The sequence below is a fragment of the Micromonospora sp. NPDC049891 genome, from assembly GCF_040660295.1.
Lineage (GTDB): Bacteria > Actinomycetota > Actinomycetes > Mycobacteriales > Micromonosporaceae > Micromonospora.
The window spans coordinates 49,781-62,861 of sequence record NZ_JBFAML010000020.1 but is presented as its reverse complement, the minus strand read 5'-3'; the positions used below and the strand labels follow the sequence as shown (position 1 = coordinate 62,861).

Sequence of the window (13,081 nt, the reverse complement as noted above, 5' to 3'; positions counted from 1 at the left end):
ATCTGCGCCGGTGCCTGGCCCCGACCCTAACAGCAGCCCGCAGCACCGAGCAATCTATCGCCGCCCGATGGGTGGCTGTGAATATCGTGGACACTGGCGTGAAAATTGCACATCGCTGATCGGACTTACCGGTCGAGCCCGATCAGTTCGGTAAGGGAATCACCCAGCATTGTGCCGGGGACGCCGAGATCGAAGGCCAGATCGAAGTGGTTCCGCGCCGGCACGACGAGGTCGCGCACCCGGCCGCCGCCGGCCCGGACAGCGTCGACGAACTCGGTCTGCTGCCTGCCGAACTCGTCGGTCTCGTGCTCGCCGCGCGCGACGACCAGCGGGGGCAGCGCCGCCGGCAGCCGGCGCATCGGGCTGTGGTCACGCGCCGTCTCCGGGTCCAGTCCGAGCGCCTCGTTCACGTACGTCCGGCGGACCGGCTCCAGATCGTAAACGCCGCTGAGCAGGGCCGCACCCGCCACCACCCGGTCGGGACGGACGCCGGCCCGCCGCCAACCGGCCTCGTCGAGCAGCGACATGGCGGCCAGATGCGCGCCCGCGGAACACCCGCTCAGGTAGATCGACCCGGGGCTCGACGGCAGCTGGCCAGCGTTCCGGCAGATCCAGCGGACTCCCTCGGCGACCATCTCGACGATCTCCGGCAGTCGGTACGCGGGCGCCAGGCCGTAACCCAGCGCCGCCACGGAGATTCCGCGCGGCACCAGGTCCAGAGCCATGAAGGCCGATTCGAGCCGGCTCAGCTCCTGCCAGTACCCGCCATGGATGAACACCAGCAACGGACCGCCTGCCCCGGCAGCGGGAAAATAGTCGAACAATTGCTCGGAACGCGGTCCGTAACGTACGCCCGAATGCACGTCGAGCCGTTCCCGCGCGAGCGCGCTACGGTCGGCGTACTCGCGGAGGAAAACGTTGATGTCCGGGACGCACGAACTCGGCGAGTACTGAATGTCCAGGGATCGTTGGTCGTACGTCAGATACACGTCACTTCACTTCCGGTGGCGAAACGATCGCTGCCGATCCCGCGCCGCCTCCCCCGCGGCCGACCGGCCGCGAGGAAGACGGCGGGTACGACGCTCACTGGCCGGCGCGCATGGCGGCGAAGTACTGGTTCTGGGTGGGCAGCTCCTGCACCAGCTTCTCGGCCTTGACGCGGATGCGCTCGAACTCCGCCAGGGCCGCCCGCTCGTCGGCCAACCCGACGGCCGGTGAGTGCCGGACGTCGATCCCGCCCGTGCCCAGCAGGATGCAGTTGTACGAGTAGGGCGGCAGACCGTGGTAGTGCGGGTAGATCGACTCCGAGTCCGGCACCTTGTGCTGCCAGATCTCGATCCGCTCCGCGAGCGCGTCGGGGATCACCCGGGTCTTGGTGTCCTTCCAGTACTGGTTGTCGACCCGCTTCGCACCCCGGTAGTGCAGGCAGAGGAACTCGCGGACGCCGTCCATGACGTGGGTGACGGACCGGTTGTACTGCTCCCGCAGCAGGTCATCGCCGCGCCCGGACGGGAAGTACTTCACCATCTGTTCGATGGCGTGGTGGATGAAGAAGATGCCTGTCGACTCCAGTGGCTCGACGAAGCCACTGGACAGGCCGACCGCGACGCAGTTCTTCACCCACGACCGCCGGCTACGGCCGATGCGCATCCGGATGTGGTTCGCGGGCACGTCGGCCGCCTCGGGGCCGACGAACTCGCGCAGTACCCGCTCGGCCTCCTCCGGCGTGGCGTAGTCGCTGGCGTAGACGTAGCCGGTGCCGATGCGGCTGATCAGCGGGATCGTCCAGATCCACCCGGCGTCCTGCGCGGTCGCGGTCGTGCACGGCCGCAGCGGCTTGGTGTCCATGTCCAGGGGCACCTGGAGGGCGACCGCGCTGTCGTTGGGCAGCGTGTCCTGGTAGGACACGAACGGCTCGCCGAGTGCCTTGTTCAGCAGCAGCGCCCGGAAGCCGGTGCAGTCGACGAACAGGTCACCGGCGAGTTCGCCGTGCTCGGCGGTGCGTACGTGCGAGATGAACCCCTGCTCGTCGAGTGCCACGTCGACGACGTTGTCGACGACGTGCTTGACGCCCCGCTGGGTGGAGTATCCGGTCAGGAACTTCGCCAGCAGGTGCGCCTCGAAGTGGTACGCGTAGGGGATCTGCGCGCCCTGGTACTCCGCGATGGTCGACCGGGCTGCCGTCTCGTCGCGGGCCTGCTCGACGAACCCCTGGTCGACCAGGCTCCCGTCGAGGTACCGGGGTGAACGCTCGGCGTCGCACAGCGACGCCATGACGAAGCAGTCCTTGTCGAACCGCGACGTCGTCGGGTAGCGCAGCCACCAGTCGCTGAGCGGGAAGCCGTCGACCGACGCCATCTGCTCGAACGGGTGGTAGAAGTGGTGGCCCGGCTCGCGCCAGTTCTCGAACCGGACGGCCAGCTTGTACGTGGCGTTGCAGGCGGGCATCCAGTCGGACTCTTCCAGCCGCAGAAACTCGAAGAAGTGCCGGATGTCGCTGAAGGTGGCCTCGCCGACCCCGATCGTGCCCACGGTGGCCGATTCGACGACTGTCACGTCGATCCGGTCACCGAAGGCGGCCGCCAGGTACGACGCCGTCATCCAGCCGGCCGTCCCACCACCGACGATGACGACTCGCTGTGTCCTGCCGGGGTCGCGCGTGTGCTTGGCGGCGGCACCACTGACAGTCATTGCGGATCCTCCTTGTACCCGATAACCCGGGACTCGACGAATGTGTCTGCTTCGGCTCAGTTCTGGTCGACTCCGCCGCTGAGCGCGGGCGCGAAGACCTCGGGGAACAACGTCCGCTCGGTGGACCGCCACAGGTAGGCGGCGCCGGCTGATCCGGCCGTACCGCGGGCCGCGCCGAGAAACTGCTCGGCCAGCTGGGCGTGGCGGGCCCGCCACGACCGCACCGCGTCGTCGAAGGCCGCCAGCGCGGCGCGCACCCGCTCGACCGGCCCCAGGTCACCGCTGACCCGGACGCGGTCGCGGTACCCGACGAAGGCGGACGACAGCGACTGCTCCTCGGACCGGGCGACGAGCCGGGCCCGCTCCCCCGGGGTGAACCCGGGTGTGTTGAGGAATCGAGGGTCCCGGGCCCCGCACAGGAACTCGATCTCCCGATACTGTGCGGACTGGAAGCCGCTCGACGAGCCGAGGGTCGCCCGGATCTCGTCGAACGACTCGGGTGTCAGCGTGCTCAGGACGTCGAAGTGTCCGCTGAGCACCCGCATGGCCGACGGCAGTCGCTCGATGTGGTCGGCGGCCACGTCCGCCCGATCCCGGGTCAGCGCGTCCCGACCGGACTCGAGGTGCCGCAGGATGACCGCGAACCACAGTTCGCAGGCCTGGTGGGCGGCGAAGAAGAGGGTGCGGTCCGGCTCGTCGCGTACGCAGGCGATGTCGAGCAGTTCGTCCAGCCTGAGGATCTCCCCGTACGCACGGTCGGGCCGGGTGTCCGTCGGATTGGTCATCGGTGTGAAGGCCCTCCTCAGCAAGGTGCCGGGACGGTGGCTCAGCGGTGCTGAAGCTCACGCCGCCCCGCGCGCAGGGCACCTTTGTCGATCTTTCCTACCGGCGTACGAGGCAGGTCCGGCACGACGACCAACTCGTCGGGCAGCTTGTACGGCGCCAACCCACGGTCGCGGATGTGCTCCCGGACGGTGCGCAGCGACAGCGGCGTCGCCGCCGCGTCCGCTGCGGCGGTGAGCACCACGAACACGCAGATCCGTTCGTCGATGGCGTCGTCGGGGACACCGACCACCGCGGCGTCCCGGACCAGTGGATGCGTCAACACGTGGCCCTCCACCTCCTCGGCGGAGACCTTCTCGCCGAAGTGGTGGATGATGTCCTTGAGCCTGCCCTCGATGACGATCCGCCCGTCCTCGGTCAGCTTGGCCAGGTCACCGGTCCGGTAGAACCCGTCGACGGTGAACGCCCGACGGTTGTGCTCCGGCGCGGCGAAATAGCCCCGGATCGTGTACGGGCCGCGGGTGAGCAACTCGCCGGTCACCCCGGCCGGAACCTCGCGGTCCTCCGGGTCGACGATCCTGACCTCGTCGTCCGGACAGATGGGCGTGCCCTCGGTGGTGTAGACCACCTCCAGCGGATCGTCGAGGCGGGTGTGGGTGATCAGCCCCTCGCCGATGCCGTAGACGTTCATGATGCGGCACCTCAGGCCCGAGCTGACGCGCTGGGCCGCGGCGGGGCCGAACTTCGAACTGCCCACCTGGAGGGTCATGCCGCTCATGTCCACCGGCATGGTCTGCGCCGCCTCGGTCCACAACAGGGCGAGCGCGGGTACCAGGGCGGTGTGGGTGACGCCCTCCCGACCGATCAACGGGAACACGTGGTCCGGGCTGGGGTTGGCGGCCAGGACGGCCTTTCCGCCGACGAGCAGCGCGCCCAGTACGCCGGGACAGCCGAGCGCGGCGTTGTGCGGTACGGGGTTGGCGGCGAGGTAGACACTGTCCGCGCCGAATCCGGTCACCTCGGCGCACGCGAAGATGTTGTAGGCGTAGTCGTCATGGGTGCGGGGGATCAACTTCGGCACCCCGGTGGTTCCACCGGACAGCAGCAGCAGTGCGATCTCGCCGGCGTCGACCGGCGGCAGTTGCCGCGGCTCGGACCTGGCCAGCTCGGCCAGCGAGGTGAACTCGGCGCTGTCGCCGGCGATCACGACGTGCCGCACGCTGGGCACGTCGGCGCGGATCTCGCGGGCCAGCGCACGGTGGTCGAATCCCTGGAAACGGTCCGGACCGAGGTAGGCCACCGCATCCGAGGCACGGGCCAGGTGAGTGATCTCGTCACGGCGGTGACCGGGCAGAGCCAGCACCGGTATCGCGCCGATGCTGAAGACCGCCAGCAGGACTGACAGGAATTCGTTGACGTTCGGCAGGTGCAGGACCAGGCGGTCGCGACTGCCGATGCCGAGGTCGAGCAGACCGGCGGCGATGCGGTCCGCCTCGTCCGCCAGCTCCGCATAGGTGACGCGGCGCGTGGCGTCCACCGCGGCCACCCGGTCCGGATGGCGGCGAACGCTGTCGTCGAAGAGCTGCCGAAGGGACAAACCTCGCCAGTAACCCGCTCGTCGGTAGCGGTCGGCGACGTCGGGCGGCCAGGGCACGAACCCGTCCAGCATCTGTCTGTCCTCCTTCGGTGCGGCGATAACAGATTCCGGTAGCGGCCCAGAGGCTGCGTCGCACCCGACAGAGCCTTGACAGATTGTCGGGATGAACGGGCGGACTCGGTGACGCTCGATGTCGTGAGCCGAACACGGAGATCCGACCGGAGCTGGGTGCGGACGCTCACCAGCGTCGACGACCCCACCGCGCGGCTGGTCTGCTTCCCGCACTCCGGGGGTACGGCGGCGGTCTACCGCCCCTGGTCCTCGGTGGTGCCCGCCGGCGTGGCACTGCACGCCGTGCAGTACCCGGGCCACGCCGATCGACTGGCCGAGGAACCCGCCGCCAGCATCGCCGAGATGGCAACCGAGGTAGCCGCGGAGCTGCTACGGATGCCGCCCGCCCGGTGCGCGCTGATCGGACACAGCCTCGGCGCGCTCGTCGCCTACGAGACGGCACGGGTGTTGCGGGACAACGGCAGCCCCGTGCACCACCTGTTCGTCTCCGGCGCGGCCGGGCCGTGGCTGGCCGGCGGCGGAGTCAGCCACCGACTCGGTGACGAGGAGTTGTGGTCGGCGGTGGCGACCCTCGGCGGCATCGAGCCGGAGATCGCCGACCAGCCCGAACTGCGCGACCTGCTGCTGCCCGTGCTCCGCTCGGACATCACCTTGCACGAGACCTACCGGCCCGCACCGGACGCCGCGCCGCTGGACTGCCCGGTCCGCGGCTACTACAACACCGAGGACCCGCTTGTCGACGCCGACCAGGTCGCCGCCTGGGCCGCGGTCAACGACGGCGAGTTCAGCATGCGTGCCTGGCCGGGCGGCCACTTCCGGTTGCTCTCCCACCCGGGCGAGCTGGTCGCCGACATCATGGCGACCCTGACGGAGAGCGGTGTGCGGCGGTGACACTCGACGGCAGGTCGGTCGTCGTCACCGGCGCCGCCACCGGTATCGGCCTGGGCATCACCGAGTGCCTGGTGAAGTCGGGTGCCAACGTGACGGTCGTCGGCCGCCGCGAGCAACCCCTGCGGGCACTGGCGGACCGGTACCCCTTCGCCGTGGCGGTGGTGGCGGCGGACGTCTGCGCAGCGGGCACCGCCGACCGGGTCGTCGCGGTCGCCGCGGAGACCTTCGGTGGCCTCGACGCGGTGGTCAACAACGCCGGCCTGGCCCGGTTCGGTCCGATCGACACACTCGATCCGGCGTACCTCGACGAGATGTTCGCGGTGAACGTCCGCGCGCCCGCCGACCTGATCAGGTGCGCGTTGCCGCTGCTGCGGGCCAGCAGGGGCAGCGTGGTGAACGTCTCCTCGGTCGGTGGCGTCCTGTCGATGCCGGGACGTGCCTACTACGGCGCGACCAAGGCGGCCCTCAACAGCCTCACCCGGTCCCTGGCCCGCGAACTCGCCCCGGACGTACGCGTCAACGCCGTTCTTCCCGGACCGGTGGACACACCGATGTGGACCGACGCCGGGCTCGACGACGCCGGCATCGAGCGGCTGCGGACCGACCTGGTCGCGTCGACCCCGATGGGACGTTTCGGCGACAGCGCGGAGATCGGCCAGTGGGTCTGCACGCTGCTCGACCCGGCGCTTTCGGGCTGGGTCACCGGCGCGCTGATTCCCGTCGACGGCGGTCGCACTGCATGAGACCTGTCCAGTCAGGTACCAACCCTTCAGGAAACCGAGGTGGTCAGAGCGTGAGCCCCGAAATCTCGTCCGCTGCCAGCTTCATCCCCTCATCGTGTCTGCACACCATCTTCCGTGCCGCGCAGGAGGCCGAGCGGCGGACCGGCGCGGAGGTGGTGAAGCTGCACGTCGGTGACCCGTACTTCCATCCCGCGGACAACGTCGCCGACGCGTTCGTCGCCGCGGTGCGCCGCGGCGACACCAAGTACACCGGGCCGGACGGTCTGCCCGAGCTGCGTGAGGCCGCGGTGGAGAAGTTGCGTGCCGACAACGGTGTGGACACCGTTGTCGACCGCGTACTCGTCACACCGGGCTCGTGCGAGGGACTTGCCGCCCTGCTGCAGACCCTCACCGAACCCGGAGCCGAGATTCTCCTGCCGGAGCTGCACTGGCCGGTCCATCTCCAGCAGAGCCTGCTCGCCGGGCTCCGGCCGGTGTTCTACCCGCTCGGGCCCGGTTTCCGGCCCGAGGTCGAGCGGATCGCGGCCGTCGCCGGCCCGCGGACCAGGGTGTTGCTGATCAATTCGCCGGCCAATCCCACGGGTGTGGTGCTGAACCCCGACGAGATCAGTGCCCTGCTCGATCTGGCCCGCGCCCGGGGCTGGCACGTGGTCAGCGACGAGGCGTACGAGCACTTCTGCTACGAGCGAGAGCACCTCTCCGTCGCGTCCCTGGAACGCGACGTTCCGGTCGACGAGCGCATCGTGCACAGCGTCTTCAGCTTCTCCAAGAGCTTCGCGATGACCGGCTACCGGCTCGGGTACGTCGCGTTGGCGAACGACCGCGCCGCCGACATCATGCGGGTGGTCCAGGAGGCGAACATCATCGGCACCTCCACCCCGGTGCAGCACGCCGGCGTGGCCGCGCTGGCCAGTCGATCCGACGCCGCCGCCACCAACCGGAAGCTGGTGCAGCGTAACCGGGACGTGGCCCTGCCGCCGCTGGTCAAGGCCGGGCTGCTGAGCGAGCTGCCCGCCGGGGGCTGGTACGCGATGCTCGACGTGGCCAGGACCGGACTGGACGCCGAGACGTTCGCGCTGCGGCTGCTGGAGCGCAAGGGCGTCGCAGTGGTCGCCGGCAACGGGTTCGCCATGCGTCCCCAGCTCGACGAGCGGGGACACATCCGTGCCCACGACTACGCACCCTGGGCGCGGCATCTGGTCCGGGTCGCGTTCTGCGTGGATCCCGGCTGGCTGGAGACCGGTGTGCGCAAGATCCTTGAGTTCGTCGACGAGTGCGGCGACGGAGGTCACCGGTCCGCCGGATGAACCGGCGCCTGCCGTCGGGCCCGTGCCCGACCGGCAGGTCCGGCGGTCCGGAAGGCTCCCTGTGCGTTCGAGCGAGGAGGTGGGCACACCATGCCGGAGCCCGTGACAGGCACCGTGGCGCCGCCACTTGTCGACCCGGTGCAGTTCCGTTCCCTCATGGCCACGCACCCGGCCGGGGTCGCCATCGTGACGACCACGGCGACGGACGGCGCGCCCTGGGGGATGACCTGTTCGTCGGTGTGCAGCGTCGCGCTGCAGCCGCCGACACTGCTGGTCTGTCTACGCGCCGCGAGTCCGACGCTGGCGGCACTGCTCGACGTGTCCGCCTTCGCGGTCAACCTGCTGCGCGACCACGCCGAGCCGGTCGCGCAACTGTTCGCCTCCGGCGCGCCGGACCGGTTCGAGAAGGTCGAGTGGGTCCCGGATCCGGAGTCCGGGATGCCGCACCTGGTCGACGACGCGCACACGGCCGCGGACTGCCGGGTCAGCAAGGTCCTGCCCGTCGGGGACCACGTCGTGGTCTTCGGAACGGTGCTACGGGTACGCACCCACGCGGTCGCCCCGGTCAGCCCGCTGCTGTACGGCATGCGGCGGTACTGGTCGCTGGCCGTCACCCCGGCCGCCGATCCTGGCGGGCCGGACCCGGACGACCGACGGTGAACGAGTTTCCTGGAGTTGAGATGAGCAGTGTCCGCACCGACGCCCCGCACGGCACACCTTCTCTGTCCGGCCCCAAGGCCCGCATCCCGGACTGCCCCCTGGGACGCACGGTGGCGGTCGTGGGAGCCTGGTGGACGTTGGAGATCCTGCATGAGATCTTCAACGGCCACACCCGGTTCGCGGCCATCCGCCACCACCTCGGGACACCCGCCGAACTGCTGCTGGAGCGCCTCGCTGAGCTTCAGGGCAGAGGTCTGGTCGAGCCGGCGGTCGATGCCACCGCCCCCGATGGCCGGGAGTACCGGCTGACGCCCCTCGGTCGGACACTTCGTCCGCTGCTGCTTGTCATCGCGGCGTGGGGCAACCATCAGCTCGCCCCGGAGGACCGCAGTGTCATCCTGGTCGACACCGACACCGGCGTGGAGGTGGACCCGATCGTGGTGGACCGGCGGACGGGTCGGCCGATCGAGACCGAGAACGTGGTGTTCGCCCGTGGCCCGAAGGCGAGCGAGCTGGTCGCGGAACGGTACCCGAAGATCATGCTGACCTCCTGATCGCGTCGTCAGGATGGGTGGCGGTGTCCCGCCGCGTGCGCGCCGTGAAACGGCGTGCTGACGCCGTCGTACCGTAGGCGCAGCATCATGCCCTGATCGGCGTGCGGCAGGTTGTGGCAGTGGTTCATCCAGATGCCCCGGTTGTTCGCCTGGAACACGACCTCCCACACCTCGCCGGGGCGCACGTCGAACGTGTCCATCCAGAGCGGACTGCCCGAGGAGGGCTCACCGTTCCGGGACAGGATCAGCACCGGATGGCCGTGCAGGTGCCACGGATGGGTCTCCAGGCTGCGGTTCACCACGGTGAACCTGACGATGTCGCCGTCGGTGACGATCTGGTCGGGGATCGACGGGTGGCCACGCCCGTTGACCGTCTGCGCGAACGCGGGTCGTCCGTCGACCATGGCCAGCCCACGGTCGAGCACGAGGGTGAAATGCCGATCCGCGGTCGCGGTGCGCAGGGGCACGGGCGTCGATGTCCCGTAGGTGAACAGGTCCAGTTCCGGCCACGCGGCCGTGTCCTGGGTGGCCGCCTCGCCGTCCGGCGCGTCCGGGCGGGGTCGTAGCCACACCGCGGCCACGCCGTCGACCAGCAGCGCCACGGCGGTCTCCGGCATGGCGAACACCAGGTCGCGCCGCCCACCCGCGGCGATTCGCAGCGCGGTCCGGCTCGTCTCACCGGGCTCGTGCAGGTCGCGGCCGTCGACGGCGACCACCCGGAACGGGGTACCCGCCAGCGCGAAGCGACGCGGGTCGGAGTCGGTGTTGACCAGACGCATCCGGACCGTCGCACCCGCCGCCGCCACGTGCTCGACGCCCGCGACCGCCGGGCCGCCGCTGAACGTGTGCACGGGGACGACCAGGTCGAGATCCGCAGGGTCGGGATCCGTGCGGGGGGTCACCACGAGCACCCCGTAGAGGCCGCGCCGCACGCCGACGTGGGACGCGTAGTGGGTGTGATACCAGTAGGTCCCGACCTGGTCGGCGCGGAACCGGTAGAGGAACGCGGCCCCGGGCGCCACCGCCGGCTGGCTGAGGCCCGGCACGCCGTCCTCCCCGCACGGCACGTCGTAGCCGTGCCAGTGCATGGTCACGCCCTCGTCGATGTCCTGGTTGACCAGCCGCACCTCGACCAGGTCACCCTGGGTCGCGGTGAGCTGCGGGCCGGGCGTTGCACCGTCGAAGGTCCAGGCGTCGACGTCCGCTCCGGAGGGCAGACGCACGGGCGCCTTGCGGGCGGTCACCCCGTACGCGCGTCGAACGCCGCCCGGCGCGGGGGTGTCCGGCCCGCGCAGATCGGCCACCGACACGGTGGGCCGACGGCTGGGACCGGGACCGCCGCCGACCGTGTGCTCGGGGCCGGAGGAGAGCACCGACAGACCCGCGCCGGTGCCCGTCGCGCCGACCGCGACCACGCCGCCGGCGACGCCGAGGAAACCACGGCGGGACACGCGCATCCCGGCGTTCGGGGCCGCCTGCCCCGCGACATCCGCGCCCGGCGCCGGGAGCGACCGCGCGGTCAGCAGTACGGCCGCCGCCACCAGACCGACCGTGATCAGCGCCGCCGCCAGGGTCAGCGGATAGCCGACGAGGTAGGTGACCACGAAACCGGCCACCGCGGCGTAGCCGGCGGCGAACAGCGCGACGATCCCGGCCCGTTCACCGCCGGCCCGCCGGGGTGCTCCGGTGGCCCGCGCGAGCAGCGTCGGTCCGGCGAGAACCACGGCGACCACCGCGGTCACCGCGAGCAGCGGCATCCCCAGCAGCACCTTCTCCTGGACGAACCACCAGCCCTGTCCGGCAAGCATCGCCACCGACACGGCCTTGGCCACTGTGAGAACCAGCGCCGCGACGAGCAGCACCAGGGCAGCCCTGGCGCGTCCCAGTGCCGCGGTCACGCCGGCCGCGAGCCACGCGACGGCACCCAGCAGCGCCCAGGCGTGGTCCAGGACGGTCAGCGCCGCTGTGGTCATGACTGGGTCGCGTGGCTGAGCTCGGTGCGCTGCCAGGCGATCTGGCGAGCCTCACGCACGATCCACAGGGTGACCCCGAAGATGATCAGCCCGTTGACGGCGTGCACGCCGAAGATGAGGTGGCCCGTTTCGGAACCCTCACCGAAGGACCTGGCGACTTCCCGGATCAACGACTGGATGAGCACCAGCCCGGCCACCAGGGCGGTCCTGCCGATCACCCGGCCGGGCATGCGGGCGACCGCGGAAATCACCACAAGCACGACGGCGGAAAAGAGGATCAGGTAGCCGAGGAAGCGGTGGGGGGAGAACGCCTCCTCGATCGGCGCGGAGTCGAAGGCCCCGCTGGCGGCGAGATAGAACTGGGCGACCTCGGCGAGCAGCAACAGTGACGCCAGGCCCGCGAAGAGCTTCTTCATGGCACCGATCATCGTGTCCGGGCCGTCCGTCGCGCATTGGCCGAGGCGTGGCACCTGCTACGCGAATCCGCGTATCAGCAACCAGCTCGAATACGTCGCAGGGCGTAGTCGGCCACGCACCAGAGAGTGTGCCGGGTGTCGTAGGATCGCGGCATGGACCTGCGGGTGATGCCGGAACGAATGTCCGCCTGGCTCGCCCGGCGGCCTGGCTGGTTTTCGGACGTCCTGTTGGCGCTGTTCGTCACGGCGATCCAGGTGCAGAGCGTCACCGAGTACGGCGCCGTCCTTCCCGAGCCGGTCGCCCGACCCGCCTCGGACTTCGGCTACGCCGGCTACGGCCTGGTGGTGCTGAGCGGCCTGGTCATCGTCGTGCGACGCCGGTGGCCGATCACCGTGTTCGCGGTGACCGGTGTGGCCAGCCTCGTCTACTTCGGTCTCGGGTTCCCCGACCGGATGGCCTGCCTCGGCCTGTTCGTCGCCCTGTACACCCTCGCCGCCTACGGCGACGGACGCCGGTTCCTGCTGATCGCGGGCGTGGGCACCGCAGTGCTGTCCGTCGGATGGTTGATCGCCGGGGCGGATGTCCAGCCGAGGGAGGCCCTGGCCTGGGTGCTCCTGCGGATCGGGGCGTCGGTCATCAGCATCACGCTAGGTGAGTCGATACGATCCCGCAGGGTCATCGCCGCCGATGCCCAGCGGCGGGCTGAGCTGGCCGAACGTTCCCGCGAGGAGGAGACCCGGGCGCGGGTCGACGCCGAACGGTTACGGATCGCCCGCGAGGTCCACGACACGGTCGCGCACGCCATCGCCATCATCAACGTGCAGGCCAGCGTCACGGCGCACGTGCTCGACAAGCGGCCGGCCCAGGCCCGCGACGCGTTGCGGGCCATCGAGCAGACCAGCTCGCGGGCGTTGCACGAGATGCGCGCCGTACTCGGGGTCCTGCGCGAGGACGACGGGCGTGAACCCCATCCCGGTCTCGCGCAACTGCACGCGCTCGCCGGCAAAGCTCGCGAGGCCGGCCTCGACGTCACCATCGACCAGACACCGGCCGCGGCACCGCTCCCGAGCGCGGTCGACAGCGCGGCCTACCGCATCGTCCAGGAATCCATCACCAACGTGATCCGCCATGTCGGACCGACCCAGGTGACCGTGACCATCGAGGTCGACTCCGATGAGCTGCGCATCCAGGTGACCGACGAGGGCACCCGCGACCCGGTGCTGGTCGCGGTGGGTGCGGGTGGTCCACCATCGAGCGGTCGAGGCATCACCGGCATGCGGGAACGATGCCAACTGCTCGGCGGTGACCTGCGGGCCACCGCGCGTACCGGTGGTGGCTTCGAAGTCGTCGCCCGCCTGCCGCTCGCGCCGGTTGCGGCACGCCCGTGACCGAC

12 protein-coding genes are annotated in these 13,081 nt (G+C 70.4%); 6 read left to right on the top strand and 6 right to left on the bottom strand.

Annotated features, from left to right (window positions below; translation table 11 throughout):
• Positions 1 to 125: 125 nt before the first annotated feature.
• The 4 genes from AB0I71_RS23095 to AB0I71_RS23080 all read right to left on the bottom strand — a co-directional run bounded on the left by AB0I71_RS23095 (position 126) and on the right by AB0I71_RS23080 (position 5,143).
• The gene (locus AB0I71_RS23095; RefSeq protein WP_357587824.1) at positions 126 to 989 is read right to left on the bottom strand and encodes an alpha/beta hydrolase; all 864 of its coding nucleotides are present in this window, start codon (positions 987 to 989) and stop codon (positions 126 to 128) included.
• A 94-nt stretch (positions 990 to 1,083) separates the two neighbouring features.
• A complete protein-coding gene (locus tag AB0I71_RS23090) occupies positions 1,084 to 2,691 on the bottom strand; it encodes a tryptophan halogenase family protein (RefSeq protein WP_357587822.1) in 1,608 nt (535 codons plus the stop codon).
• Positions 2,692 to 2,747: 56 nt separating this feature from the next.
• Positions 2,748 to 3,476 (bottom strand): tryptophan 2,3-dioxygenase family protein, encoded by a 729-nt coding sequence (locus AB0I71_RS23085; protein ID WP_357587820.1) that lies wholly within the window; start codon positions 3,474 to 3,476, stop codon positions 2,748 to 2,750.
• A 41-nt stretch (positions 3,477 to 3,517) separates the two neighbouring features.
• Positions 3,518 to 5,143, bottom strand: a complete 1,626-nt coding sequence (locus AB0I71_RS23080; RefSeq protein WP_357587818.1) for an AMP-binding protein — start codon at positions 5,141 to 5,143, stop codon at positions 3,518 to 3,520.
• A gap of 123 nt (positions 5,144 to 5,266) precedes the next feature.
• On the opposite strand from AB0I71_RS23080, the gene AB0I71_RS23075 reads away from it, so the two are divergent.
• The 5 genes from AB0I71_RS23075 (at position 5,267) to AB0I71_RS23055 (ending at position 9,298) form a co-directional block, all read left to right on the top strand.
• Complete coding sequence (locus AB0I71_RS23075; protein ID WP_357587816.1) at positions 5,267 to 6,034, top strand: alpha/beta fold hydrolase; 768 nt, start codon at positions 5,267 to 5,269, stop codon at positions 6,032 to 6,034.
• On the top strand, positions 6,031 to 6,777 hold the full coding sequence (locus tag AB0I71_RS23070; protein ID WP_357587814.1) for an SDR family oxidoreductase: 747 nt from the start codon (positions 6,031 to 6,033) through the stop codon (positions 6,775 to 6,777). Before AB0I71_RS23075 ends, AB0I71_RS23070 begins: the two co-directional genes overlap by 4 nt.
• Before the next feature lie 50 nt (positions 6,778 to 6,827).
• Positions 6,828 to 8,084, top strand: a complete 1,257-nt coding sequence (locus AB0I71_RS23065) for a pyridoxal phosphate-dependent aminotransferase (RefSeq protein WP_357587812.1) — start codon at positions 6,828 to 6,830, stop codon at positions 8,082 to 8,084.
• A gap of 90 nt (positions 8,085 to 8,174) precedes the next feature.
• A complete protein-coding gene (locus AB0I71_RS23060; protein ID WP_357587810.1) occupies positions 8,175 to 8,744 on the top strand; it encodes a flavin reductase family protein in 570 nt (189 codons plus the stop codon).
• Between the two features lie 20 nt (positions 8,745 to 8,764).
• A complete protein-coding gene (locus tag AB0I71_RS23055; RefSeq protein ID WP_357587808.1) occupies positions 8,765 to 9,298 on the top strand; it encodes a helix-turn-helix domain-containing protein in 534 nt (177 codons plus the stop codon).
• 8 nt (positions 9,299 to 9,306) lie between these two features.
• Here the strand turns inward: AB0I71_RS23055 and AB0I71_RS23050 are convergent, their stop codons facing one another.
• Together AB0I71_RS23050 and AB0I71_RS23045 are read right to left on the bottom strand one after the other, a co-directional pair.
• Positions 9,307 to 11,271: a multicopper oxidase family protein gene (locus tag AB0I71_RS23050; protein WP_357587806.1), complete on the bottom strand. Its 1,965-nt coding sequence runs from the start codon at positions 11,269 to 11,271 to the stop codon at positions 9,307 to 9,309.
• A complete protein-coding gene (locus AB0I71_RS23045) occupies positions 11,268 to 11,687 on the bottom strand; it encodes a DUF6220 domain-containing protein (protein ID WP_357587804.1) in 420 nt (139 codons plus the stop codon). Before AB0I71_RS23045 ends, AB0I71_RS23050 begins: the two co-directional genes overlap by 4 nt.
• 153 nt (positions 11,688 to 11,840) lie before the next feature.
• Here AB0I71_RS23045 and AB0I71_RS23040 point away from each other — a divergent pair, with 153 nt between their 5' ends.
• Positions 11,841 to 13,076, top strand: a complete 1,236-nt coding sequence (locus tag AB0I71_RS23040) for a sensor histidine kinase (protein WP_357587802.1) — start codon at positions 11,841 to 11,843, stop codon at positions 13,074 to 13,076.
• The last annotated feature ends 5 nt before the right edge of the window (positions 13,077 to 13,081 follow it).